The following is a 23,522-nucleotide window of genomic DNA, read 5'->3' as shown; positions in this document are numbered from 1 at the left end:
CACGGCCACCGGGGCCGGGCGAGGAGGTGCGGCCCCGGCTCGGCGCTCCAGGTCCAGGTCCACGGAGTCACCCGGACGAACTGCGACGGGCCTGCCCCGGGCGTGCTCCCGTTGCTGGCTGAACTCATCGCACTGATGAAGCTGCAGGTCACGCGGCTGCGCGCGGACATCGCCTGCTTCCAGGAAGTCCGCGGACAAGAGCGACCCGGGCAGCCGCGTGACCTGGTCGCACTCAGGGAACTCCTCGCCGGTACCCACCTCGACAGCGCGTCCCTGACCGGCACCAAGCCCGCGAACGACGCGGTCTTCGACATGCTCAACCTGGTCATCGCCACCCACCTGCCGGTCATCGAGCACCAGCTGCGGGAAACGACCTGGTCAACGAGGTTCGCTACCGGCGGCTCACCGCCAACCCTCCCGACATGAACCCGGTCGCGATCGGTATCGAGCGGCCCATCCTGCACGCTCAGATCGACATCGACCACGCAGCCCCCGGCCGGCCGGCCGACACGCCTCACACGTCTGTCGTACCGACGCCGTTCCGGCCGTGGCGCGGTTCGTGCACGGTCCCTGGGACGTGATCGCGTACTTGGCGATTCCGGAAGCCTGGGTACGGGCCGTACAAGCCGCGTGGCGCCCCCACTGGAAGCTTGGGGACGCCATGAACTGGGGAGGCCGTCCATGCCTGGACGTGCGGCCTGATCGGTGCGGATCCGCGCGCCTCGTTGATGCAGGCGGCGGCGATGCCCAGGGCGGTCACCGCCATAACGACACCGAACACGATGTCCGGTCCAGGGTCCTGGCCGAGGATGTTGATTAGTGCTCGTGCGGCGATGGCGCCCTGGCCCAGCGCGACGACCCCCAGCCACCCCGCGCGCACTGCCCGCGGGGTACCTGCGCGGATCTTCTCCAGTGCCAGGAGCGTGGCGGCGCCTAGCAGGGCGACCACGATGGCGAGCAGGGTTGCGGCGTGCAACGCCGTGTCCAGTGCCGAGGTGTCGGTGTGGTCGAGTTCTGCAGTGTCCGGCGGCAGGGTCGTGATCAGCACGGCGAACAGCCCGATGCAGGCCACCTGGCAGGAGCAGAAGGACGGGCGCCACGCGCTGGCTGAGTACTGAGGTCACTTGTTGCTCCTGACGAGGCTGCCGCTTGATGATCCACAGGCTGCCATCCTTCTGGGCGTTGATGCATGCCTTCTCGCTGCGGGTGCCGGCACTGGTCTTGCCGTCGTTCTTGCGTCCGATGCCCGCGGCCGATGGAGCTGTTGCGCGCAGGTCCGTCGTCTTGTCGACCCCCTTGGACTTGGACTCGTGCCGCGTCGCGATCTCGTACGTGCCCTTGGTGGAGAGACGCCGCCCTGCCGACCTCCTCAAGTGCCAGGGCGGCGACGGGAAAAGCCGTGGGCCACTGGTGTCTTGAGGACAGCCCGAGCACGGGTGAGCAGGTCGCGCGCGTTCGTGAAGGACGCGGCCGCGATGTCGACGACCGTGCGCGGCATCACGTCCGGATCGGTGGGGAGTTTCGCCATCCGGCACCCATGGCGCCATCCTCCGATTCCGCGAGGACGGCCCCGCCGTCACCGGAAAGTGGAGCGTGGACACCACCCCGCTCCAGGTCTACCGCCAAGGGTCGGCATCTACGGCAGCGACCTGGCGGTGACCATCGAGGTGACCGAGGAAACCGACGACCGCCACCAGGGGCTCCTGGCATGGCAACGCGGCGCGGAAACGGTCAGCGCGAGTCACTGACCGGGCGGCCGACGTCCACCACCAGACCGACAGGGACATCCTCGCGCATCCACTCGACCGCGAGCGCGGACGCAGAACCCTCCCGGCCGTGCAGCAGCGGCCCCGCGCGCTCCTCCGCATGGAGTGGGACTGACTCGAGGGGTTCTTCCTGATCCGGGCACCGTGCTGGGCCCCGGGGGCGGGTCGAGGTGCGGGGAGGGCTGCGACCTACACGATGCGGACCGCGCCCACGTTGACTGCGGACCAGCCCGCCTCGGAGGGGCCTGGTGAATACGCGCGATGCCGTGGTTGCGTCACCAAAGCGCATGACAGGCGCGCCTTGAGAGAGTGTCAGGTCCATCATGCCTGTTCGGAGGCGGTTCTCGGTAGGACGCAGCGCACGTCCGTTTGTTCTTGTGGCTGTTGGTACCGCGCGCCAGACTCGTCGTCATCCACTCTCCGGCCAACGTGTCGGCAACCGTTCTCGGCTGTCGGCGCGGTCGCCGTGCTGTCTCACCGTGTGACGTGCACCGGCCGGGGGGTGGCGTGACGAAGGGGATCGATGGATCAGGACATGGTCGTGCTGGCGAGGGTCAGGCTGCTGAGTGCAAACCGGCGGGTGGTGCGCGGTGCCGAGGGGCTGTGGATCTACCGTCTTCTGACACGGGTCGAGCCGGAGACGTACGGGTCGAAGCTGGCGTACGTCCTGGTGGAGGCAAGCGCGTCGCCCCTGGTGCGGGAGTTGCCTGAGCGACGGTTGGCCCTGTTGGACGAAGCCGTGCAGGTGGCGAAGGCCCTCGGTACGTCGAACCCGTACCGGGCGAAGATGCTGGCGAGGGCCCTGGCTGCCAGGGAGCGGGAACTGGAGGGCCGCCCGATGGAGCCGCTTGCGTCCGACGGGCGGGAGGATCGGGCGGCCCTTCGGGAAAAGCCGCAACAACGCGCATGACCGTGTGGGTGTAGGGCACCGACTCCCCATGGGCACCGACTCCCCAGACGGTGAGGACGGGGAGGGGATGGTCCCGCTGTCTGAACGGAGCGGTGCCGGATTCCTCGGATGTACGGCTCGCAGCGTGGAGCTTCTCCCGCGGTAGGAACCCCACGTTCGCGATGCCTGGCGCTGGATCTCAGCTCCTGTTCCGAAGGGCGCGCCCTGCCGCCGCCGCAGTTGTGGGGCGGTGGCAGGGCGTGCTGTGGTGCGCCCGTTCTCACGGCTGCGTCGGTGGCCGAAGCTCAGGAGTCGTCACCGGCCAAGCCGGACGAACCGGCGGACAGGACCGAGCCGGGCAGCCTGATTTTTCACCAGGGAGGCAGCCGACCTGTCACCAGTGGACGACCACCACTCCCGCCACTCCCACCGCGCCCTCAAGGCGATGCCACGCTCACGCCGAGCACATCGCCGCAGCCATCGTGAAGCTTCCCCCCCCACTCGATGGGGTACTGCACGAGGGACTCGATGGGGTACTGCACGAGGGCCGATATGACCGTGCGGACGGCTCCCGCGACCACGCCCAACTCCCGTTACCCAAAGAGCGGGGCCTGCGTCGCCGACCCTGGCGAGAACAAGCGCCTGGTCGCCTTGCCGTGGGTGACCAACTCGGCGGACCGGCAGCGGCAGTAGGGGACCGGACCCCGCCCCCTCGCCCGGCAACCCCACCCCGAACGTCTCTGGCCCGGCGGGACTTGTTGCCAGGCGATCGCTGGGTCGATTCCGGCTCTGCCAACGCTGGCTCACTCACCGCAGCCCAGCGTGATCACGGGGTCGATCTCCGCGGGCCGGTGAAGGCGGTGACCGTCCCGCACTCCCGCGGCGGTGCCCCGTACGCGCAGGCCGCGTTCACCATCGACTGGGACAGCGGGCAGACAACCGCCCGAACGGACACACCGCCACGTCGTGGCGCGTCAACCGCTCCGAGGAGGGCCTGCCCATGATCCGTGTCCGGTTCTCCCGGACCCCCTGCCGGCCCTGTCCCGACCGGGCCAGATGCATCAACTCGCCCAACGGAATCCAGCGCGAGCTCAACCTGCGGCCCCGCGAGGAACCACGCCCTCCAACAGGCCCGTGCTGTCCAGGCCACAGACGACTGGAAGGCTCGCTACAGATCCGCGCCGGTGCCGAAGGCGCCATCTCCCAAGCGGTCCAGGTCTGCGACCTGCACATATGCCACTACCGCGGCCTGGGTGACACCAGCCTCCAGCGCCGGCTCACCGGCGCCGCCGTCAACCTCATCCGGATCAACGCCCGGCTCACGAGCACACCACGAGCACACCACGACCCCGCACCCGCACCCGCACCCGCACCAGTCTCCTGACAGCACTTCGCCCCGCCGCACAGCGACGGGGCGAAGCAGCCAGGCCGAATTGACCAACAGCATCTCTTGTTGACGGCCGGGCCCTACGTGGGGGTGTGGTGCGGGTCAGGTCACCATCGGTACCAGCGGCCGCGGCCACCGGCGGTGTTGGTGGAGCGCATCACGAAGCCCAGCAGCCACAGCACCAGCACGGCGAGGGCCACCCACCACAGAATCTTGAGGGCGAAGCCCGCGCCGAAAAGGATCACCGCGAGAATCAGTACAAGAAGCAGGGGAACCATGGATATCAACCTCCTGCGGCTCCGTGTGCCCTGCCAATACTTCTCCATTCCTGGGCAATTCATTGTTTGTGAAGGATTCGCCAGGGCACACGCGGTTTTACGCTCTACCGCGACAGCGGCACCCGATGCTGTGAGGAGGCATGTTCCATGACTGCCGGCGAAAAGGCCAAGGCGAAGACCGAGCAGGCCGAGGGAAAGGCCAAGGAGGTCCTGGGGCGCGCCCTCGGCAACGACCGCATGGCCGCCGAGGGGCAGGCGCAGAAGAGCAAGGGCGACGCCCGTGAGGCCAAGGAAAAGACCAAGGACGCCTTCAAGCACTGACGCGTCGTACCGGTCGAGGGCCTCTCCGGAAAGGATCCGGGGAGGCTCTCGTCTGCTGCGGCGAGTACCCCACGCCCAGTGCGCTCCAGGTGTCCGTCGTCGGCAGTCACCGTCCCAGCCGCGTGGGAAACCCGCGAGGCGCGCTCTGTCCCCGCCGAGCCTCTCCCCTGCCTCTCCAGGATCGGCCGCGCAGGTGAGGAACACCGCTGGAGTCAGGACCGGGTGGCGGAGTGGCTGTCCGGGTGGAGAGGAGAGATCCGGTCGGGGCCGACGATGCGCAGCTCACGTAGTCGGCTGCGTTGGTGTGGTCGAGTTCGCCCGTGATCTCCGGAACGGGACCGGTGGCGGCGTCTCGGGTAGTGATCTTCAGCGGACTCATCGTGGGTCCGTAGTCCCCGGGTCGGGGGCGGGTACGCCGAGGGCGAGCAGGGCGGTGTAGTCGTCGAGGCCGTCACCGAAGCTGCGGAGCAGGCCGGTCAGGGTCTGGACGACGGCCTGCGGGGGCAGGGCGTCTGGTCGGTGACCGCGAAGGACGGTGGTGGCGCCGACGAACCCGTGTGCCGGCACCACCGTGCGCCCCTGCGGACTGCCGATGATGTTGTGTTCCTGCGGCCGGGATCCGTCCGCCCTGTCTCCGAGGTTCCGCTCTCCTCCCGGCCGCCGCGGCTGCGCCCCCACTGCCGCCCCGTAGAACGTCCTCGCCGGGGGCGAGCGGCCAACTCGCCGCGTCAGACGCGACATTCGATGGGCAAGAGGCGCACGATCGCCGGCATCCGCCCCGTACCGATCAGCCAGGACCGCTGAGTGCCCCATGAACAGGCCGACAGCGGGTAAGCGAATCACGCGATACCGGCAACTCGTGATGAACGACAAGGAACGATCCACGGGAAGAGTTCTATGGTCACCCCGCTTGAAGACCGGGCATCGGATGAACAGGAATCCGCAGCGCCCCTGCGATACAGCGCCGCCTGGCACACTGCAGACGCATCGATCGCCGACGCGCGTACGGCCGTACGCGCGCTGCTGGCCCAGGCCGGCCACGACCCCCACCACCGGCCGAGCCAGGACGCCCAGCTCGTCGTCAGCGAGCTGGTCACCAATGCGCTGCGCCACGCCCCCGGTCCAGGCGGCCTGGCGCTGGAGGTGGCGCCCGATGCCGCCCTGCTCCGCATCGCCGTGAGCGACAGTTCCCCCCGCCCGCCCGAACTGCGAGCACACGACGCCCGCCGCGTCGGCGGACACGGACTGCACCTGGTCGCAAGGCTGTGCGACCAGGTGCAGACCATCGCTCTGAACACCGGCAAACAGGTCGTCGCTCACCTTCACCTGTGTAAGCCCTCCCACTAGGGCCTGTCCGGCGGATCGAGCCGGACAGGCCCGTGGTCCCGAGGGGCTCAGCGCTTGAGCATGAAGGCGAAGTCTCCGGAGAGTTTGCCGCTCAGCCGGACTGCCGAGACGAGTTTCCCTTCCCTGACCAGCCTTTCGACCTCGGCCCGCGAAAGACCGCAACCTTCAGCGATCAGCCGCACCGGCCGCACAGGGATCCGCGCCGCGAAGTGGACCGAGACGTCGATCACCCTACGGTCCAGTCGATCCGATCCGCCGGTGTCCAGGCGCCAGGCGTCGTCCCAGTCGAGGGCGATGCGATTACGGCGCAGCACGACCGGATCCTGGAGCAGCTCAGCCGTCAGGCCAGGGTCGTTGTCATGCAGTCGGTCCAGCAGCTCAGGTCGCACGGAGCGCACATTCATCCGCTCCAGGACCGTGAGCTTTGCGGTTTCCCCGCAAGCGGTACAGAGCGCGAGGAGCCAGGCGTCGATGAGCTTGTGGTTCGCGTTGACGCGGAATCTGCCGCTCGCCCGGAAACGCTCGGAGGCGCATGCGTGGCAACGGCGGCTGACGAGCGGCAGGCAGGTGGGCACGACCACCCAGTTTTCGAGCACAGAAGTACACCGGTTTCAGTGAGAAGTCCGCAGCAAAAAGGAGCGCGGCGCGCACATGCGCAACGCGCGACAAATCAGCGCTCGGGAGGTCTCACACGGTGTACAACGGCACGTCCTTGCCCAGACGACTTGGTTCGGCAGCACGGTAATGGCTTACCGCGGCGCTGCTCCACTGGTTTTCGAACGCCTCACCACCAGGTTCCGTCCTGCGGTTCATGGACGAGGCCGGAGTCGGATCGCTGTGACGGTGCCGGTGACGGTGCCGTGGAAGACGTGGGCCCGCATGTCGTACCTCATGGCCACGGCGTGCGCCGTGGGAATACCGCTCGTTCACGAGGAGCAGGAAGTCGACTCGCTCCATGAATCCGAAACCCGGCGGCGTACGGCGTACGGCGTACGGGAGGCCGAGATGCGCCTCTCAGGCCGATTCGTGGTCAAGCGCGGTGGGCGCAGGAGGCGGCTGGTCCGCTCCCCCTTTGGTGGCGCCGGCGGACGTCGAGGCCAGGGCCGGCGCCCGTCCGCCCGGCCGCAGCGGCGCAGCAGCACCAGCAGTCCGAGGCGGACGACCAAGTCCCATGGTGGGCCCGGACGATGGCGCCGTCAGGGAGGCGGTGGGCGCAGCGGTGCCGGACTGCGGGCGGCTCATCGCTGCGCTCCCGGTCTGGTATCCGCCGACCGGTCATGGTGGTCCCGGTCATGGTGGTCATGGTTGCCGTGCCAGTCCAGTATCAGGACCGTGGCGTCGTCCTTGAGGTTGCCATGGCAGGCGTCAAGCACCGCGGCGGTCAGGCTTCGGACGACTTCTCTTGGATGCAGCGCGCGGGTGTCGTGAACGACGGAGACCAGATCGGCGGCTGCGGCACCGCGGTCCTGCATTCCGTCGGTGACCAGAATCAGCCGGTCCCCGGGACGCAGTTGGAGTTCCTGTACGCGGTAGGGGATGGGGGCCGCCACACCGAAGGGCAGGTTGACGGCGAGTTCGACCTCCTCGACGGTGCCGTCGCGCAGCCGCAGTGGCCAGGGATGACCGGCGTTGACCAGTTCACACAGGCCGGTTTCCAGGTCGACGCACAGCAGCTGTCCGGTGGCCAGCCCCCGGCTGTGGCGCAGCAGGGCCTGGTGGGCGTGGTTGGCTTGCTCGAGGGCGTCACAGCCGCTGCGCCGTGCCCGTCTCAGCGCGCCGACCAGCAAGGTGGCCAGCAGAGCAGAGTTCGTGTCGTGGCCCATGGCGTCGGTGATGGACAGGTGCAGGGTGTCACGGTCGAGGGTGTAGTCGTAGGTGTCCCCACCGATGTCGTCGGCCGGTACCAGACCGGCGGCGAGGGTGAACTGGGACGCCTCGCAGCAGGAGGCCGAGGGAAGCAGTTGGTGCTGGATCTCCGCGGCCAGGCTGGTCTCGGTGGTACGCCGGCCCAGGTGGTAGAGGTCGGTGAAACGGCCGTCCGTGACGATGATGTAGGCCAGCGCGTGCGCCGCGTCGCGAACCTGCCGGAGCACGGCGTCGTCGGCGGACTGCAGGGTCATCTCCAAAACGCCGATGCAGTCACCGCGGTTGGTGACCGGCGTGACGACACGTCGTGCGCCCTGGCCGTCCTGTTCCACATGCTGGCGCTGGCTGCACAGAACGCTGTCGTAGACGCTGCCCCGCAGGGCGATCGGCTCGGCTCGGTCCGCGACGTCGTCGTCGGCCGCCGCGAGCCGTACCAGCCGCTGACCGATGAGGTCGACGAACAGGAAGGACACCCGCTCCGCGCCGAGCCGCTTCTGCAGATCGTGCGCTATCACATCGACGGACTCACCGGGCGGGGCCGCCTCCGCGGCGGCCAACAACTCACCCAGTTCCAGATCTCCACCCTCCACGACACCCTCCCATCGGCTGCCGCAACTTCTTCCCCGAGTTTGCGCAACATCACCCGATGCGCCGACATTGCCTGGTCAGGGCCGTCAGCCCGGTCAGTGCGAGTAGGTGCCGGCCCCGTCGAGCGGCGTCCGCGAGCGGCTCGACGGCCAGCCGGTTCGGGGCTGTGGAAGGTTGAGGAGCACAGGGAGGCTGTGCGGGACGAACGGCGCGCTGTTCCCGCATCTCGCCTTACCCGGCTGAGCACGGCCCGCCGCGCGGCGACGGCCTGCCTGGCAGACGCGACCGCACCGCCTGCCAGGTGCATGCAACTGCGGCGCACGACCACGATGGCCGGCTCCCGTCCGCTGCTTCACGGTCGGCGGGTCGGCTACGGGCCGCGGAGCCGCGCACTTCGGGTTCGGCCCCCGGGCCGGAGCGTCAGCCGTTGGCCACGGTGCGGTCGAGGAGGGCGAGCAGGCGGTCCCAGTGGCGCTGCAGTGCGTAGGGGTTGAAGGCGTCGGTGTCGGACATGGTGAAGCCGTGGACGGTGCCGGGGTAGATCTCGGAGGTGTGGTCGACACCCGCGGCATCCAGGGCCTGGCCGAGCTCGCCGAGGGCTTCGGGCGTCATGTCGGTTTCGGCGTGGCCGAGGTGGACCTTGGCCGTGAGCTTGGAGAGGTGGCGGTGCAGGCTGTCGGGCCCGTCAGCGCCCATGGGGCCGTGGAATCCGGCGACGGCGGCCACTTGGCCGGGGTGGGCCGCCGCGGTACGCATCGCCAGGAGGCCGCCTATGCAGTAGCCGGTCACCGCGACCGGTCCGGCGCCGACCTCGGGCCGGCTGGTGAGGAACCTGAGGTAGGCGTCGGCGTCGCTCAGGGCACGTTCGGTGGTGTGCGCCTCGATCAAGGGCATCAACCGGGTCATGACCGCGGGCCGGATCTCTTCTCCGATGTGCTCGGGAAGTTCGATCACCGGTGCCGGGCCGTACCGGTAGAAGAGGTTGGGGACGAGCACGTAGTACCCGTGCCCGGCCAGTTCACGGGCCATCTCCCGCAGCACGGGCCGGATGCCGAAGCCGTCCGTGTACATCAGCACCCCCGGGTGCCGCTCGCCGCGGTCGGGGAAGGCGGCGAAGGCGTCGGCCTGGCCGTCCGTGGTGGGGATCCGCAGTTCCTTGGTGGGCAAGGGCTTCCTTCCTTGGAGTCCACTCGACAAACGTTCGTCTCACTAACGTTATTGGCGCGAGCGAACGTACATCGTTAGTCGCACTAACGCAAAGGGGTAGGATGGGAACCGTGATCAGAGACGGCGCCGCGGACCTGGCCGACATCGGCGCGCTCAAGACGCCCGACAGACTGCGACGACGGGCGAGCCGACTGTTGTCGCAGGTGTCCGTGCGATCGGACCGCCTGATCAGCGAAGGGCTGGCCCAGGTCGACGCCCGTAAGTGGCACTACGCCGTGCTCGCCTCGCTGCAGGACATCGGCCCGGGGAGCCAAGCGGCGCTGAGCGAGCGCACCGGCATCTACCGCAGCGACATGGTCGGCGTGCTCAACGAACTGGCCGAGCGTGACCTCATCGAGCGGGCACCGGACCCGGACGACCGACGCCGCAACATCATCACCATCTCGCCTCGGGGCCGCCGATACCTACCCCGTCTCGACAAGGTCCTGGACGACCTCCACGACGAACTGCTCGCGCCGCTGAGTCCGGCGGAACGCGACCAACTCGTGTGGTTGCTCAGCCGCTTGCTGGACCACCACACGCGGGCGTCCTGAGCGGCATCGGCATCGGCATCAACGCCGGCTGCCCGAGGCGCTGTTCTCAGCACAACGCACCGGCAGCCGAACCGGCTTCACGTCGATCGCGAGGGCGGCCGGTGTTGCGAGGCCGTGGCTCTACACCCGGCACGACATCGTCACCGCCAATCCGCGACTACGGAACCGCCGGCCCGCCCGCGAACGGACGGGCCGGCAGTCGGCATCGAGCACATCCCCTGCGACAACGTCCAAAGGCCGCGCTCGGACGGCGCATCAAGCAACTGCGATCAGGCTGTGCGCTTCGAGCTTCGAGCAGCCCTGCCACCTGGCGGTGGCAGGATGCCCTACCGACCGCGAGGCCGCCGCGCTCATCGAACGAAGCGTATTTCGGGCCACGCCGGGGAGGACTCGTCCAGCAGATGTCGTGGCCGGCCCAGCAGGTGCTGGTCGAAGAACGCCGTGATGTAGGCACGCTGGGCTGCGGTACTGCGCTCGGGGTCCCCGGTGCCGATGAGCTGCTCGCGGGTCTGCGCCGGGATGTCCAGGTGTCGTCCAGAGCCGGCACGATCGTCTGAGTGTCGGTGTAGCTGAAGTGGCCGCCCAGCTCCAGGCTCAAGTCGCGCTTCCAGCCGGTCGAGCGGTCCCAGAACGACTGCCAGGACGGCTTGATCAGGTGAGTCTGACTCGCCTTGCCCATGAGCATGAACGGGCGGTCGAGCCCTTCCAGGGCCACCGGAAGGTATTCGGTGCCGCTGTGCTGAAGCGTGCCGTCCATGTTGATGCCCGCGTCGATGCGACGGTCCACGCGCATGGTCTCGGCCGCGGTGATGCCTCCGGCCGAGTGGCCGTACATTCCGATCCGGTCCAGGTCGAGCGCTTCGCCCAGCCCACGGGGCAGACGGCGTCCCTCGGCATCGGGGTTGCGGCCGGCCTGCAGCACGGCAAGCGCCCCACGCCCGGGCAGGGGGCCGAATTCCCTTGCGAGGATCCGACAGACGGGACAGTGACCTTTGCCACTAAACAGCTTAGTACATCAGTAGAAATCGCCCTCTTCTCCAGCGGGCCCCACGCCTCCTGGGTACTGTCGATGAAGCAGATCCAGATCGGTCGGTAACGGAGTCCGTATGAAGATGGGTTGGTGCGCACGCGCAGGAGGTGCCCTGGGGCGCCTGCTGCTCGTCGTCGTGCTCGCTCTGGGCGTCTTCGCGATGCACAGCACGGGACATCCCAGCGAGTCGGCGCACTCCAACATGAGCACCGCGTCCCATTCGACTGCGACGGACACGACGGCGTCGGCCCACGACCCGATGAGCCTTCCAGCCGCCACAGTCACCGGCGGCCAGGGCACGGATACGCCGGAGTCGACGTCCTCGCACCAGCCCGCAATGGCCATGGACATGCTGGCGCTCTGTGTGGCGGTCCTGCTCGGCACATGGGTTCTCAGCGCGCTCCTCAAGTCGGCGCTCGCGCGCCGTCAGGATCGGCCGGCGCTGCTTCTCGCCCAGCTCGCCGCCGTGTCGCGACCCAACCGCCCGCCACGCAGACCCGATCTCACCCGTCTGTCAGTTCTGCGGCTGTAGGCCGAACCGCTCTCGCGGGCGCGCATCACGCGCGGACCCGCGGCTTCGCCTGCTCCCGAACAGCCACAGAACCAACACCACGAGGTGAATCGACATGACTGCCTTCACACATGCCCTGCGCCGCGGCACCACCCGCCGCGCTGCCGCCGCGGGCGTCATCGCGGCCGGCGCCCTGCTCCTCTCCGCCTGCGGCGATGACATGAGCGGTATGGATCACGGCAGTGGCAAGGCCTCGGAGTCCTCGGAGTCCGCGGCCGGCGAGGCCGGATCCGCCGACTTCAACGATGCGGACATCACGTTCGCGCAGATGATGATCCCGCACCACGAGCAGGCTCTGGAGATGGCCGGGCTTGCCGACGACCGGGCAGCCGACGCGAAGCTCAAGGACATCGCCGGCAAGATCGAGAAGGCTCAGGACCCCGAGATCAGGACGATGAAGGGGTGGCTCAAGTCCTGGAACGAGCCGACCGACGTCGAATCGATGCCCGGTATGGACCACGGCAACGGCGACGGAATGATGTCCGACTCCGACATGGAGCACCTCGCGGGCATGAAGGGTGCCGAGTTCGACAAGATGTTCGCCGAGATGATGATCGAGCACCACGACGGTGCCATCAGCATGTCCCGGGACGAGCAGAAGAACGGTGAGAACGCGGACGCCGTGAAGATGGCAGGCGACATCGTGCAGGGCCAGTCCGACGAGGTCAGGCAACTGAAGAGCATCCTCGACCGGCTCTGAGCATCCCGGCGCGAGCGGACCGGTCGACTCGCGCCGCCACACCGCGTGTCCGGGTCCCGCAGCACTCACGCTGCGGGACCCGGACGGCCCACTCATCGGCCGCACCGACCGCACCGACCCGGCCAAGCCTCGCCGTGACCGTAACCGTGGGCCTGCATGACGATCACATCCTTGGGGTCCGGCCGCCGCCCCCGCTGCCCGCCGCCCTCGCGCGACTCCCTGCGCAGGTGGGCCATCTACTATGCCCTTGCGTATTCAAGTGCGGGTCGGCGGCGAAAGGGAGTCATGGCCATGCGACGGCTGGGGGACCTGGAGGCGGAGATCATGGACCGCCTGTGGACGTGGCATCGTCCGGCGACGGTGCGCGAGGTCGTGGACGACATCAACAAGACCCGTCCCGTCGCGTACACCACGGTGATGACCGTGACCAACATCCTTTACAACAAGGGATGGTTGCTGCGGGGCAAACAGGGACGCGCCTGGCTCTACTCTCCGGTGCGCAGCCGTGAGGCGTACGCCGCCGCTCTGATGGAGGACGGCCTGGGCGCGAGCAAGGACCGGCCGGCCGCGCTGGTCCACTTCGTCGAGAACATGACCGAGGAGGAGCAGGCCGCGCTGCGCAAGGCATTGCGTACCGTGGGACGACAGGCGAAGTCGTGAACGCGGCTCCCTCTCTCGTCGCCTACACGGCGCTCGTGGGCTTCGTGGCCCCACGCCTCCTCCTGCGGGCCGACTGGCCACACCGGGCACCCGCCCTGGCCGTGGCGGTCTGGCACGCCCTGGCCCTCTCCTTCGCGCTCGGTACCGCGCTGACCGCGTACAACCTGCTCATGCCCACGGAGCACTCGCACGAGGGACTGCTGGGTCTGCTGCATTCCTGCGGCCTCGACATCGGCTCCGGCGGGTCCCATCCCGACACCGCGGGCCGACTCGCCGCCGCCCTTCCCCCGGCGTTCGGGGTCGCCCTCGCGGGAAGTTTCACCTTCCATGTCGTACGGGCCCGTCGAGTTCGGTCCAGGCACCGGGAGGCGGTGGACCTGGTGGGCCGCCGCTCCGCCCGGCTGGGCGCCACCGTCCTGCCGTACGACGTGCCCGCCGCCTACTGTCTGCCCGGCCGCCGACCCAGGATCGTGGTCAGTGACGCGGCCGTACGGGCGCTGACCCCCGAACAACTCGCGGCGGTTCTGGAGCACGAGCGGGCCCACATCGCCGGCCGCCACCATCTGGCACTCGCCGCCGCGGCGGCGTTCCACTCGGTCTTCCCCCGGCTCCCCCTGGCCCGCCTCGCCCGCGAACAGACGGCGCTCCTGCTGGAGATGGTCGCCGACGACCGTGCCCTGCGCGCCCACTCCGACGGGGTCCTGGCGACCGCGCTGTACGAGATGGCGGCGGCCCGGACCCCGAAAGGCGCGTTCGCGGTGGGTGGACAGACGGTTCTGATCCGGATGCGGCGGGTCCTCGGGCCGCGCAGGGCTCCGCACCCCGCCTTCCGGGGCTCCATGGCCGCGGCAGCCGCTGCCGTTCCGCTGTTGCCGCTGCTGGTCGCCTGCCCGCTCGGCATCGGCTGACGCATTCGTACGGGTCTGGCGTGGCACGACCGCGAGGACCGACGACGCAGGTGAACCAGGATTGACACGACCAGCGGGTTCGTCGAGTGACGTTCGCCGTCAGGCGGTCATCATCACCAGCATCGTCGCCATCGAGCCGCCCATGCCGATGTGGCCGGCCAGGCGCGCGTTCGGTAAGGAGAACACCCCGGGGGTCCGGGGCGCTCGGCGGTGACGGGCCCTCGGGCCCGCCGGAGCGGGTGATCCGCCCGGGTCCCGCATCCAGGCACGTACGGCCAGGGCCACGAAGACCAGGAAGTAGGCGGCCAGGGCCCAGAAGGCGACACGCCACAGCAGCGCGGAACCCGAGGTGGCGGCGGCTTCGGTCACGCCGTGGGCGCTCATGCCCTCCATCCCTGCCATGGCCCCGTGTCCGTGTCCGGAAGAGCCGGCCAAAGCGAGCGTCGGCCCCGATGCGGCGCCGGGCATGGCCAGCGTCATCAGCACCATGGCGGCGTTGCCGATCACCAGGTGAGCGGTGTGCCGCAGATGCCGCACACCGCGCCGGGTGGCGTGCCGTACGGACAGGGCCACGCCACCGAGACAGAGCGCCGCGAACACCGCCGCCCACCACATGCCGTACGTCCCGTAGAGAACCGCTGTCGGAGGCGCCGCCATCACGGCCATTCCCCCGCCCATCACGGCCTCGGCCCCCGCTTCGAACCGGGCCCAGCCGCTGACCAGTGCCATGCGCACGAGGTTCCCGACGGCCACCCCGGTGCCCAGCACCACCAGCGTCCAGCCAAGAAGGTGTCCCGTCACGTCGCCACCCTTCGCGGGGGCCGGCGCCGGCTCACCCTCGTCGACTACTACGTACCTGCTTAGTACGTAGCGGACGAGGATCGGACTCAGAGCAGTGCGCTTGACATCCGGAACGGAGGGCCGAGCAATACTCGCCTTATACCCCCCAGGGGTATAGCCTTTCGGTAAACCGCCGACAGGTCGGCACTGACGAGAATGGGGATGAAAGGGAATGGACCACAGCGCTCACCATGACGGCGCCGCGCACGACGACGCCACCGGCGAAAACCGCCAGGGCCACATCGACCACGCCGGCCACGTGGATCACTCCGACCGGGGGACCCCCGACGGAGGGCACGGTGGCGCATCCTGGCCCATGGCGGCGAAGGCGACGCTGCACTGCCTGACCGGGTGCGCCATCGGCGAGGTCCTCGGCATGGTCATCGGCACCGCCCTGCGATGGGGAAACGTGCCGACCATGGTTCTGGCCATCACCCTCGCGTTCGTCTTCGGCTACTCGTTCACGCTGTTCGCGGTGCGGCGGGCCGGTCTGGACTGGAAGAACGCGATCAAGGTGGCCCTGGCCGCCGACACCGTCTCGATCGCCGTGATGGAGCTGGTCGACAACGCGATCATCGCACTCACGCCGGGAGCGATGGACGCCCATCTCGACGACGGACTGTTCTGGTCGGCCCTCCTGGGCGGGTTCGCGGTCGCCTTCCTGATCACCACGCCGGTGAACAAGTGGATGATCGGTCGTGGCAAGGGCCACGCCGTCGTCCACGCCTACCACTGACGCCACATCCGGCCGCGCGCGTCCGGGACACCCGAGCAGCACACACCCCTACCGCTCAGGGCAGGACGTCGTACGTGTAGACGCTCGTCAGCCCGGGGCGCTTCGGGGCGTCGCCGACCCGTCGAGCGGAGAGATGACGGGGTCGTCGATGGACGCCCCTCGTGCGCGCCCGTGCGGACGGTGGTCGTCGGCCGTACTGATGGACCACGTGCGGTCGCGGCGGACCGCTGAGGAGCCGCCCAGTCTTTCCGGCGGGGCCGTGGCCGAGAGGTCGAGTGGGTCCATGGAGGGTTCCGGAAAGCCATGATCGGGTGGGGTGGAGCGGAGTCTCCGACGCTCCGCCGTCTCGCCGTCTCGCCGGATCCTGCGTGATGCACTTCCAGGAAGCGTCTCCCGTTCGACGCTGCGCCAGTGTGCGTATGCCCCGTGCTTCATCTCTGCTCGGCCGGACGCCACGTCCGGAGCCGGCATGCCGTCGGAGAAGTCGGCATCACACACACCTGATGAAACCTTGATCGTCTCTAGACCATTCCGACAGCCGGGCGGGCAACCAGGCCGGGTACCGTCACCACTGACTTCCCCCCACGTCGAGTTCCATCAGCGACACCCCACCGGAAACAGGAGCCGTCGTGGCACCGAGCACATCTCGCATACGTCGACCGAGAGTCGCCGCCCTGGCGCTCGGCACCGCGGTGGCCGTCGTCACCGCGGTGGTCCCGGCGATCCCGGCGGCCGCCGCCGCCGGGTACACGGCCGCGGCCGGTCCCTGGAGCACCGCCACCGCGCTGACCGGTGCCGACGGGCGGCAGACCCTGATCGACGTCAGGACCGCCGGCGACGGCACCACGTTCGCGCTGTGGCGCGACCGGGCGGCCGACGGCACCCACTGGGACTTCGACGTCGCCGTCAAGCCCGCCGGAGCCAATACGTGGAGTGCCTCCCACACCCTGGCCACCGGCCGCGAGAGCACCTCCCCCGCGGTCCTGACCGTGACGCCCATCGGGCAGGCCGTCGTGACCTGGGTGGAGGGCCGGGGCGTGGACGGCGACCTGGCCGCCGTCGCCGCCACCTGGACGCCGACGGGGGGCAGTTGGTCGGAGCCGGTTCCGATGGCCTCGTACCCGGGTGGCACCTACCTCGGCCTTCCCCGGCTCGCCCCGGCGGCCGACGGCACCCTCACCGCCGTATGGCAGCAGGGCGAGTTCAACGACTACAAGGTCATGACCGCCACCCGCGCACCGGGCGCGACCACCTGGTCCACGGCCCAGCCGGTCGCCTCGGTCACCACCGGTTCCGTCTACGACCTCGCGCTCGCCGTCGCCCCCGACGGGTCGGCCACCGCGGTGTGGGACGTCTACGACCAGGCCGCCGACGGCGAACAGCACACCGTTCTCACCGCCACCCGTGCCACGGCCACCGGGACCTGGGGCGACGCGTCCGTGCTGCCCGGTGTGGGCCACACGGACGGTGCCGTGCAGGTGACGTCGGACGCCAAGGGCGCCACCACCGTACTGTGGCGGGGCGCGAACGCCGCCGGGACAGGCACCGACCTGAACGCCGTCACCCGGACCTCCCCGTCCGCGAGCTGGGGCGACGTACAGACCGCGGTCACGTCCTTCGCCTACAGCGACGGCAGCGACCCGCTCACCGGGCCCAACGGCGACCTCACCTACGTGTGGGTGGGCTGGAGCAGCGCCGCCAGCGAGCCGGTCGTACGGGCGGTCACCCGCTCCGCGAGCACCGGCACCTGGTCCACGCCGAAGACGCTGTCGACCGGGTACGTCACTTTCGACGTGGACGCCTCCATCGGCGCCGACGGCACCGTCCAGGTCGTCTGGCCACAGGTGCCGAGCATCGACAACGGCAACGACCACTACCTCCAGTGGGCGGTCCGCGCCGACGGCACCTGGAGCAAGGCGACCGCCCTCGACAGCGAGCCCGTCCCCGACGTCTCCGGCACGGAGGCGCTGTCCGGCGAGGTCGCCGCCGGCCCCGACGGCCGGGCCACCGTCCTGTCACGTACGGCCGCGGGCAGCGGTGACTACACGAGCCAGGTCTCGGCCCGGTGGCAGACCCTGCTGACCAAGCCGGCGATCACCTCGAAGGCCACGCTGAGCGGGACCGTCCGTACGGGCTCCGAGGTCACCTGCAACGCCGCCTGGACCGGTACCGGCGCCAAGGCCGCCTGGTCCTGGCTGCGCGACGGCACGGTCATCTCCGGAGCCACCGGCAAGACCCGCACGCTGACCGCGTCCGACTACAGACACGGGCTGTCCTGCCGGGCCACGGTCACCAACAACGCAGGCTCGACGCGCTCCACCTCAGCCGCCGTCACGGTCGCCGTAGGCCCCGCACTGAAGGCCGGCACGACGCCCACGATCACCGGCACGGCCAAGGTGGGTCACAAGCTCACCGCCGCGCACGGCACCTGGTCGCCCACGGCCACCTCGTACACGTACGTCTGGAAGCGCGACGGAAAGACCATCACCGGCGCCACCAGGTCGACGTACGTGCTGGTGAAGGCCGACAAGGGGCACAAGGTCAGCGTGAAGGTGACGGCCAAGCGGTCCGGCTGGACGAACGGTTCGGGGACGACGGCAGCGGTCACGGTGCGCTGAGAGCACCCTCGCATACGAACTGAGGCGCCCGGCTGTCGAGTTCGCGAACGGGAGCGCCCGGCTGTCGAGTCGGTCGGGCGCCCCCGTTCACTCCGTCTTCCGCCCCGTACAACCCTTTGTGCACCAAGGGGGTCGTACGGGCGTCGGATTCTCAGACGGGAGCATTACGTTGCACAGACGCACCCTGACCGTGGCCACGGCTGCCGCCGCCCTCGCCCTGGCCGTCACCGGGCTCGGCACGCCCGCCGCCGTCGCGGCGCCCTCCGGTCCGGCGGACGACTTCAACGGCGACGGCTACCGCGACCTCGCCATCGGCACACCCAAGGCGAGCGGTGGCACGGTCACCGTCCTCTTCGGCTCCGCCGCCGGCATCAGCCGGACCCGGTTCGTGAACGTCACCCAGAACACCCCCGGCGTGCCCGGCACCTCGGAGAGCGTGGACAGGTTCGGCGAGAACGTCACCAGCGGCGACGTGAACCACGACGGCTACGCCGACCTGATCGTCGGCGCGCCCGGCGAGGAGGTCACCGGCAAGCCGCGCGGATCGGTGACGATCGTCTGGGGCGGCGCGAAGCCGTTCACCTCCGGCGGCATGTCGCTCACGGCCCCGAACGCCGGGGCGGCAGGCTTCGGCGAGGGCGCGGCCTTCGCCGATCTCGACGGGGACGGCAGCCCCCAGCTCGCCGTCGTCGGCAACGACACGTTCTGGTGGTACGGCGACGGCGGGCCCGCCCAGGACGGCGCACTCGCCCCCGAGGTGGACTTCCTGCCGGACGGCGTCCGGCTGGACGGCATCGTGGCCGGCCACTTCTCCTCCAAGGACGGCGGCAACGGCTTCGAGTACGTCCTGCACGGCACCCGGTCGGCACCGGACGGCTCCCCGGCCCCCGGCTACGTGGGCGTGCTGCACGGCGGCCACGGCGACATCGGCTCCCTCCACACGGACCTCAGCGACGACGGGACGACCGGCTCCGCCGCATGGTGGTCGGGGGCCGTCGCGACGGGCGACATCAACGGCGACGGGTACGACGACCTGGTCACCGCCGACGAGGCCGGCGGCGAGGGTGGTTCGTTCATCGTGCGGTACGGCTCGGCGTCCGGGCTGCCGCTCAAGGGCCGCACGTACCACCAGGACAGCCCCGGAGTCCCGGGCACCGACGAGGCGTACGACAGGTTCGGCTCGGCGCTCGCCCTGGGCGACGTGACCGGCGACGGCCGCGCGGACCTGGCGGTCGGCGCCCCGTACGAGAGCGTGGACGGCAAGCGCAACGTCGGCAACGTCGTGCTCCTCAAGGGCGGGCCGAACGGTCTGACCACGGTCGGCGCCCAGTCCTTCCACCAGGCCACGACGGGCGTGCCGGGCGCGGCGGAGGCCGGGGACCACTTCGGCTCCTCGCTCCGCCTGCGCGACATCAACGGCAACGGCAAGGCCGATCTGGCGATCGGCGCGTTCGGCGAGGACGTGCTGCCGAACGGCTACGACGACGGGGCGGCGTGGGTGCTGCGGGGCGCGGCCTCCGGCCTGACGACGACCTCGGCGACGTCCTTCAACGCGACGGACTTCGGCTACCCGGTGGTGGCGGGCCGGAAGTTCGCGGACGTGTTCGCTCGCTGAACAGTCACTGAGCAGCCGCCGGGCCCGGCACGGGTGACCGGCCGGGCCCGGCGGCACGGGTCGAGATGGTCCGCCACACCGGGCGACGCGCGAACGCCCGCCCGAGGACGGGGGCGGGCGTTCGGCTGTGGGTCCGTCCGGCTTGGGCCCTCCCCGCGTGAGCAGGGCACCGGGCCTACAGCCTTCCTCACCCGTGGTGCGGCTCGATCAGTCGACGATCACCTCGGTGCGAGCCGCCGGGGCCCGCCCGACGAGTACGCCGCCGAAGTTCCCTTCGACCTCCGCCTTCTCCGCCGCGTTCGGGTACGGGTTCGTGCACGCGGTGCCCGCGCTGGAGCCGGACATCAGGCTCGAGCACGGTCCTGGCTTGCGATCGGGCAGGCCCAGGATGTGCCCGAGTTCGTGGGCGGAGATACGGATCGTGTTGTGGCCCTGGTCGACGGCCTGGCGCCCGATGTAGACGGTTCCGTTGCCCAGGGTGGTGGGCAGGGCGCGCGGCCAGCCGTTGTCCGCGAGGACCCGTATGTTCGCGCGTTGCCCGGCGGCGACCGGCCGCAGCTCCACGGCGTCGACACTCTCGTTCCAGATCGCCGCGCCCCGGTCGACCGCGCTCCTGAACTCCGCCGAGCCGGCGGCGTCGTAGGTGAAGACGCGGGCGGCCAGCGGGACATCAGCCGCGTCGGAAGGGGCAGCAAGGGCCTGGCCACCCGTCAGGGACAAGGACACCAGCAGAGCAGCGGCCAGGCCACCGGTCAGCGTACGGACGTGCATGATCGACCTCCTCGTGGGGGAAGGGGCAGTCGTGCTCATGACATTATTGGCCCATTGCCCGGTGTGGACGGAGGTGAATCCGTCAATCCGAGGTGATCCCCACCGGATGCCGCCCCACAGGGAGTACGGCAACTGGGCGCGCCGAAGTGCGCGTACCCGATCCCGCCGGGCCAGACGCCGGGCCGCACCCTGGATCAGTGCCACCTTTGCCGTCGAGCATCCTCAGGGCGCCTCCGGACGCAGCGCGTCGGAGATGGACTTGGCGCCGCCGTGGGCGGTGAATCCGCCGTCGACGGGGATCTCCGCGCCGGTGATGAAGGACGCCTCGTCGGAGAGGAGGAAGATCACCAGCGGCGCGACCTCGTCCGCGGTGCCGGTGCGGCCCAGTGGTGTCTCGCGGACGTTCGCCTCGCGGAAGGCGGGCGCGGCGGATGCGGTCATGTCGGTCTCGATGAAGCCGGGGTGGATCGTGTTCACCCGGATGCCCAGTGGACCCAGCTCCGTCGCGGCGCTCTTCGACAGACCCCGCAGGGCCCATTTGCTGGCCGTGTACGCGACCGGGTAGTGGCCGGTGAGCGCGGCGGACGAACCGACGTTGACGATGGACGCGCCGGGCGGCATGAGAGGCGCGAGGTGCTGGATGCCCAACAGCGGGCCGATGACGTTGACGGCGTGGACGCGGGCGAAGTCCTCGGGGCGTACGTCGCCGAGCCGGGCCCGCCAGGTGATGCCCGCGTTGTTGACCAGGCCGTGGACCTGGCCGTACGAGTCCCGTAGCTCCGCGGCCAGTTCGGCCCAGTCCCGCTCACTGGTGACGTCGAGGCGGCGGCAGTCGCCCTCCGGTTGCGCGTCGGTGGCGATGACCCGGGCTCCTTCCCGGGCCAGGGCCCCGGCCTCGGCGGCGCCCTGGCCCCGGGCCGCGCCGGTGACGACCACGACCTTGCCGCTGAGCCTGCGCGGTGTGCTCATGGCCGCTCCCGGGTACGTCGGCGGGCACTCGGCAGCGGCACCGGACCGGTCCCCGCGACCACGGTGTTGGAGACGGAACCGATGCCCTCGACGGTGAGGGTGACGGTGTCGCCGGGCTTCAGCGGCGGCGGGGACTGCTCCCCGCGTACGCCCCACAGCTCCGCCAGGCAGCCGCCGTTGCCGCAGGTGCCCGAGCCGAGCACGTCACCGGGGCGTACGACGGTGCCGCGCGAGGCGTAGGCGACCATCTCCTCGAAGGTCCAGCTCATGTTGGACAGCAGGTCCCTGCCGACCACCTCGCCGTTGACCTCGGCGGTCAGTGCCAGGCGCAGGAAGCCGTCGGCGTCGCGGTAGGGCTCCAGTTCGTCGGCGGTGACGAGGTACGGGCCGAGCGTGGCGGCCGTGTCCTTGCCCTTGCAGGGGCCGAGACGGACCTGCATCTCGCGGGACTGGAGATCACGCGCGGACCAGTCGTTGAGGACGGTGTAGCCGATGATGTGGTCGCGGGCCCGCTCCGGGGTGAGGTCGCGGCCCTCGCGGCCGATGACGGCGGCGACCTCCAGCTCGAAGTCGAGGACCGTCGAGCCCGGGGGCACGGGCACGTCGTCGTGAGGGCCGATGACCGCGTACGGGTTGGTGAAGTAGAAGGTAGGCGCGTCGTACCAGGCCTCGGGCACACCGCCGACTCCGTCGACGGACCGCCGTACGCCCTCGACGTGTTCCTCGAAGGTGACGAAGTCCCGGATGGTGGGCGGCTCCAGCGGCGGCAGCAGACGTACGTCGCTCAGCGGTACGGCGGGGCCGACCGGCTGGACCCCGGCCGCCGCGTCGAGCGGCGAGGTCCCGTCCGGCAGCGCGCGGACGACGGTGCCGTCCACGACTCCGCTGTGGCGCCGTCCCTGGTACAGGTAGGTGGCGATACGCAATGGTCGGCGCCCCTTACACCGGCGGGGCGACGAACACGCCGCGGTCGACGTCGTTGAACGACTCCTTGGCGACCAACTCGTTCATCGGGTTGGCCGTGCCCCACTGGTCGGCGACCTCGGGCTGGGAGAAGTCGTAGACGTGCGGGTGCCAGGTGTCCTCGTCGAGGACCTCCAGCTCCGTCGTGTACTCCACCGTGTTGCCGTGCGGGTCCAGGAAGTAGCTGAAGGTGTTGTCGCCCGCCAGGTGCCGGCCGGGGCCCCAGACCTTCTTGAAGCCCGCCCGGATGACGCGGCCGGAACCGCGCATGTACTCGTCGATGCCGCGCATCTCGAAGGAGACGTGGTGCAGGGCGGTGTGCGGGCCCTGGGCGATGGCCATGGAGTGGTGCTGGTTGGAGATCCGCATGAAGTGCATCGCCTCACCCATCCTGGGATGCATGAGGGTGTCGGAGAGGCGGAAGCCGAGGTGCCGCTCGTACCACTCCCTGGTGCGGTTCAGGTCGGGGGAGTTGAGGACGACGTGGCTCAGCTTGACCGGGATCGACTCCTTCTCCTCGATCCTGCGGTGCTGCCGTACCTCGACATCGGCCGAGACCTCGATGGTCCGCCCGTCGACGTCGAAGAACCGGAAGCCGTAGCCTCCCCCGGGGGTGTCGACCTTGCCGGGCTGGGAGATCAGCTGGACGCCCTGGGAGAGGAGTTGTTCGGCGAGGGTGTCCACGTCGGCCGGGCTCGCGGCGCCGTAGGACACGAGGTCCAGGCGCTTCTCCTCGGCCTTGCGCAGCCGTACGACGTACTGCTCGGGCGAGCCCTCGGCGGCCAGGAAGGAGATGCCGGAGTCCTCGGCGACCTTGGTCAGGCCCCAGACGCCGGCGTAGAAGTCGAGCTGTTTGTCGTAGTCGGGCACGGCGAGGTCGACGTGGCGCAGGTGGGTGAGCAGGCGTGCGCTCATGACGGGTTTCCTCCTGTGTGGGGG

At 69.9% G+C, this 23,522-nt stretch carries 25 protein-coding genes and 1 pseudogene; 13 read left to right on the top strand and 13 right to left on the bottom strand.

Going from position 1 to position 23,522, the window contains the following annotated elements; all coding sequences use genetic code 11:
* Positions 1–135: 135 nt before the first annotated feature.
* Positions 136–426, top strand: coding sequence for a hypothetical protein (locus OG858_RS44010; protein WP_319264624.1), 291 nt, complete (start codon positions 136–138; stop codon positions 424–426).
* Between the two features lie 88 nt (positions 427–514).
* Here OG858_RS44010 and OG858_RS44005 read toward each other — a convergent pair whose 3' ends face one another.
* Positions 515–1,072 carry a hypothetical protein gene (locus OG858_RS44005; RefSeq protein WP_328543832.1) on the bottom strand — a complete coding sequence of 186 codons (558 nt, stop codon included), beginning with the start codon at positions 1,070–1,072 and terminating at the stop codon, positions 515–517.
* A 1,217-nt stretch (positions 1,073–2,289) separates the two neighbouring features.
* Here OG858_RS44005 and OG858_RS44000 point away from each other — a divergent pair.
* Together OG858_RS44000 and OG858_RS48400 are read left to right on the top strand one after the other, a co-directional pair.
* Positions 2,290–2,676 carry a hypothetical protein gene (locus OG858_RS44000; protein ID WP_256961193.1) on the top strand — a complete coding sequence of 129 codons (387 nt, stop codon included), beginning with the start codon at positions 2,290–2,292 and terminating at the stop codon, positions 2,674–2,676.
* Positions 2,677–3,574: 898 nt separating this feature from the next.
* Positions 3,575–4,039: a transposase gene (locus OG858_RS48400; protein WP_406202072.1), complete on the top strand. Its 465-nt coding sequence runs from the start codon at positions 3,575–3,577 to the stop codon at positions 4,037–4,039.
* A gap of 110 nt (positions 4,040–4,149) precedes the next feature.
* Here the strand turns inward: OG858_RS48400 and OG858_RS43995 are convergent, their stop codons facing one another.
* Positions 4,150–4,320 (bottom strand): hydrophobic protein, encoded by a 171-nt coding sequence (locus tag OG858_RS43995; RefSeq protein WP_086751659.1) that lies wholly within the window; start codon positions 4,318–4,320, stop codon positions 4,150–4,152.
* Between the two features lie 147 nt (positions 4,321–4,467).
* Between OG858_RS43995 and OG858_RS43990 the strand changes: the two genes are divergently transcribed.
* Positions 4,468–4,641 carry a CsbD family protein gene (locus OG858_RS43990; protein ID WP_079024192.1) on the top strand — a complete coding sequence of 58 codons (174 nt, stop codon included), beginning with the start codon at positions 4,468–4,470 and terminating at the stop codon, positions 4,639–4,641.
* Positions 4,642–4,930: 289 nt separating this feature from the next.
* Here OG858_RS43990 and OG858_RS43985 read toward each other — a convergent pair.
* Positions 4,931–5,020: pseudogene (locus OG858_RS43985) on the bottom strand (anti-anti-sigma factor); the annotation flags it as partial.
* On the bottom strand, positions 5,017–5,211 hold the full coding sequence (locus OG858_RS43980; protein ID WP_143677193.1) for a hypothetical protein: 195 nt from the start codon (positions 5,209–5,211) through the stop codon (positions 5,017–5,019). The pseudogene OG858_RS43985 and the gene OG858_RS43980, both read right to left, overlap by 4 nt.
* A 327-nt stretch (positions 5,212–5,538) precedes the next feature.
* On the opposite strand from OG858_RS43980, the gene OG858_RS43975 reads away from it, so the two are divergent.
* Entirely contained in the window at positions 5,539–5,988 is a 450-nt protein-coding gene (locus tag OG858_RS43975; RefSeq protein WP_319065844.1) for an ATP-binding protein, read from the top strand.
* Positions 5,989–6,035: 47 nt separating this feature from the next.
* Here the strand turns inward: OG858_RS43975 and OG858_RS43970 are convergent, their stop codons facing one another.
* From OG858_RS43970 to OG858_RS43960, 3 genes are all read right to left on the bottom strand, one after another.
* Positions 6,036–6,584 carry a DUF1062 domain-containing protein gene (locus OG858_RS43970; RefSeq protein WP_086748990.1) on the bottom strand — a complete coding sequence of 183 codons (549 nt, stop codon included), beginning with the start codon at positions 6,582–6,584 and terminating at the stop codon, positions 6,036–6,038.
* A gap of 642 nt (positions 6,585–7,226) precedes the next feature.
* Positions 7,227–8,444, bottom strand: a complete 1,218-nt coding sequence (locus tag OG858_RS43965; protein WP_086748991.1) for a PP2C family protein-serine/threonine phosphatase — start codon at positions 8,442–8,444, stop codon at positions 7,227–7,229.
* 418 nt (positions 8,445–8,862) lie between these two features.
* The gene (locus tag OG858_RS43960; RefSeq protein ID WP_086748992.1) at positions 8,863–9,609 is read right to left on the bottom strand and encodes a dienelactone hydrolase family protein; all 747 of its coding nucleotides are present in this window, start codon (positions 9,607–9,609) and stop codon (positions 8,863–8,865) included.
* Positions 9,610–9,710: 101 nt separating this feature from the next.
* Between OG858_RS43960 and OG858_RS43955 the strand changes: the two genes are divergently transcribed.
* On the top strand, positions 9,711–10,202 hold the full coding sequence (locus OG858_RS43955) for a MarR family winged helix-turn-helix transcriptional regulator (RefSeq protein ID WP_086748993.1): 492 nt from the start codon (positions 9,711–9,713) through the stop codon (positions 10,200–10,202).
* Between the two features lie 157 nt (positions 10,203–10,359).
* Here the strand turns inward: OG858_RS43955 and OG858_RS43950 are convergent, their stop codons facing one another.
* A complete protein-coding gene (locus OG858_RS43950; RefSeq protein WP_256960512.1) occupies positions 10,360–11,124 on the bottom strand; it encodes an alpha/beta hydrolase in 765 nt (254 codons plus the stop codon).
* Positions 11,125–11,308: 184 nt separating this feature from the next.
* Between OG858_RS43950 and OG858_RS43945 the strand changes: the two genes are divergently transcribed.
* The 4 genes from OG858_RS43945 to OG858_RS43930 all read left to right on the top strand — a co-directional run bounded on the left by OG858_RS43945 (position 11,309) and on the right by OG858_RS43930 (position 14,071).
* A complete protein-coding gene (locus OG858_RS43945) occupies positions 11,309–11,764 on the top strand; it encodes a DUF6153 family protein (RefSeq protein ID WP_086748994.1) in 456 nt (151 codons plus the stop codon).
* Between the two features lie 94 nt (positions 11,765–11,858).
* Positions 11,859–12,503, top strand: coding sequence for a DUF305 domain-containing protein (locus tag OG858_RS43940; RefSeq protein WP_086748995.1), 645 nt, complete (start codon positions 11,859–11,861; stop codon positions 12,501–12,503).
* Between the two features lie 291 nt (positions 12,504–12,794).
* On the top strand, positions 12,795–13,163 hold the full coding sequence (locus OG858_RS43935) for a BlaI/MecI/CopY family transcriptional regulator (protein WP_037697597.1): 369 nt from the start codon (positions 12,795–12,797) through the stop codon (positions 13,161–13,163).
* The gene (locus OG858_RS43930; RefSeq protein WP_319065843.1) at positions 13,160–14,071 is read left to right on the top strand and encodes a M56 family metallopeptidase; all 912 of its coding nucleotides are present in this window, start codon (positions 13,160–13,162) and stop codon (positions 14,069–14,071) included. The genes OG858_RS43935 and OG858_RS43930 overlap by 4 nt, the downstream gene beginning before the upstream one ends.
* Before the next feature lie 99 nt (positions 14,072–14,170).
* On the opposite strand, the gene OG858_RS43925 is transcribed toward OG858_RS43930, so the two are convergent.
* Positions 14,171–14,872, bottom strand: coding sequence for a DUF5134 domain-containing protein (locus OG858_RS43925; protein WP_327747744.1), 702 nt, complete (start codon positions 14,870–14,872; stop codon positions 14,171–14,173).
* 211 nt (positions 14,873–15,083) lie between these two features.
* Here OG858_RS43925 and OG858_RS43920 point away from each other — a divergent pair, with 211 nt between their 5' ends.
* The 3 genes from OG858_RS43920 to OG858_RS43910 all read left to right on the top strand — a co-directional run bounded on the left by OG858_RS43920 (position 15,084) and on the right by OG858_RS43910 (position 19,880).
* Positions 15,084–15,647, top strand: a complete 564-nt coding sequence (locus tag OG858_RS43920) for a DUF4396 domain-containing protein (protein ID WP_319264642.1) — start codon at positions 15,084–15,086, stop codon at positions 15,645–15,647.
* Between the two features lie 629 nt (positions 15,648–16,276).
* Positions 16,277–18,265 carry a hypothetical protein gene (locus tag OG858_RS43915; protein ID WP_327747745.1) on the top strand — a complete coding sequence of 663 codons (1,989 nt, stop codon included), beginning with the start codon at positions 16,277–16,279 and terminating at the stop codon, positions 18,263–18,265.
* A gap of 169 nt (positions 18,266–18,434) precedes the next feature.
* Positions 18,435–19,880, top strand: coding sequence for an FG-GAP-like repeat-containing protein (locus tag OG858_RS43910; RefSeq protein WP_319315362.1), 1,446 nt, complete (start codon positions 18,435–18,437; stop codon positions 19,878–19,880).
* 207 nt (positions 19,881–20,087) lie between these two features.
* Here OG858_RS43910 and OG858_RS43905 read toward each other — a convergent pair whose 3' ends face one another.
* The 4 genes from OG858_RS43905 to OG858_RS43890 all read right to left on the bottom strand — a co-directional run bounded on the left by OG858_RS43905 (position 20,088) and on the right by OG858_RS43890 (position 23,498).
* Positions 20,088–20,651: a snapalysin family zinc-dependent metalloprotease gene (locus tag OG858_RS43905; RefSeq protein WP_086751838.1), complete on the bottom strand. Its 564-nt coding sequence runs from the start codon at positions 20,649–20,651 to the stop codon at positions 20,088–20,090.
* 222 nt (positions 20,652–20,873) lie between these two features.
* The gene (locus tag OG858_RS43900) at positions 20,874–21,620 is read right to left on the bottom strand and encodes an SDR family NAD(P)-dependent oxidoreductase (RefSeq protein WP_086751836.1); all 747 of its coding nucleotides are present in this window, start codon (positions 21,618–21,620) and stop codon (positions 20,874–20,876) included.
* Positions 21,617–22,546 carry a fumarylacetoacetate hydrolase family protein gene (locus OG858_RS43895; protein WP_086751834.1) on the bottom strand — a complete coding sequence of 310 codons (930 nt, stop codon included), beginning with the start codon at positions 22,544–22,546 and terminating at the stop codon, positions 21,617–21,619. Before OG858_RS43895 ends, OG858_RS43900 begins: the two co-directional genes overlap by 4 nt.
* 13 nt (positions 22,547–22,559) lie before the next feature.
* Positions 22,560–23,498 carry a VOC family protein gene (locus tag OG858_RS43890; protein ID WP_086751833.1) on the bottom strand — a complete coding sequence of 313 codons (939 nt, stop codon included), beginning with the start codon at positions 23,496–23,498 and terminating at the stop codon, positions 22,560–22,562.
* Positions 23,499–23,522 lie beyond the last annotated feature (24 nt).

The sequence above is a fragment of the Streptomyces europaeiscabiei genome (assembly GCF_036346855.1).
Classification (GTDB): Bacteria; Actinomycetota; Actinomycetes; order Streptomycetales; family Streptomycetaceae; genus Streptomyces; species Streptomyces europaeiscabiei.
The sequence above is the reverse complement of the archived record's forward strand: the minus strand, read 5'-3'. Positions and strand labels throughout refer to the sequence as shown.

What these genes read in the sequence shown, in the direction of transcription:
- OG858_RS44010 (WP_319264624.1), top strand. Translation starts at nt 136, where the DNA reads ATGAAGCTGCAGGTCACGCGGCTGCGCGCGGACATCGCCTGCTTCCAG.
- OG858_RS44000 (WP_256961193.1), top strand. Translation starts at nt 2,290, where the DNA reads ATGGATCAGGACATGGTCGTGCTGGCGAGGGTCAGGCTGCTGAGTGCA.
- OG858_RS43995 (WP_086751659.1), bottom strand. Translation starts at nt 4,320, where the DNA reads ATGGTTCCCCTGCTTCTTGTACTGATTCTCGCGGTGATCCTTTTCGGC.
- OG858_RS43990 (WP_079024192.1), top strand. Translation starts at nt 4,468, where the DNA reads ATGACTGCCGGCGAAAAGGCCAAGGCGAAGACCGAGCAGGCCGAGGGA.
- OG858_RS43975 (WP_319065844.1), top strand. Translation starts at nt 5,539, where the DNA reads ATGGTCACCCCGCTTGAAGACCGGGCATCGGATGAACAGGAATCCGCA.
- OG858_RS43955 (WP_086748993.1), top strand. Translation starts at nt 9,711, where the DNA reads ATGGGAACCGTGATCAGAGACGGCGCCGCGGACCTGGCCGACATCGGC.
- OG858_RS43945 (WP_086748994.1), top strand. Translation starts at nt 11,309, where the DNA reads ATGAAGATGGGTTGGTGCGCACGCGCAGGAGGTGCCCTGGGGCGCCTG.
- OG858_RS43940 (WP_086748995.1), top strand. Translation starts at nt 11,859, where the DNA reads ATGACTGCCTTCACACATGCCCTGCGCCGCGGCACCACCCGCCGCGCT.
- OG858_RS43935 (WP_037697597.1), top strand. Translation starts at nt 12,795, where the DNA reads ATGCGACGGCTGGGGGACCTGGAGGCGGAGATCATGGACCGCCTGTGG.
- OG858_RS43920 (WP_319264642.1), top strand. Translation starts at nt 15,084, where the DNA reads ATGGACCACAGCGCTCACCATGACGGCGCCGCGCACGACGACGCCACC.
- OG858_RS43905 (WP_086751838.1), bottom strand. Translation starts at nt 20,651, where the DNA reads ATGCACGTCCGTACGCTGACCGGTGGCCTGGCCGCTGCTCTGCTGGTG.
- OG858_RS43900 (WP_086751836.1), bottom strand. Translation starts at nt 21,620, where the DNA reads ATGAGCACACCGCGCAGGCTCAGCGGCAAGGTCGTGGTCGTCACCGGC.
- OG858_RS43890 (WP_086751833.1), bottom strand. Translation starts at nt 23,498, where the DNA reads ATGAGCGCACGCCTGCTCACCCACCTGCGCCACGTCGACCTCGCCGTG.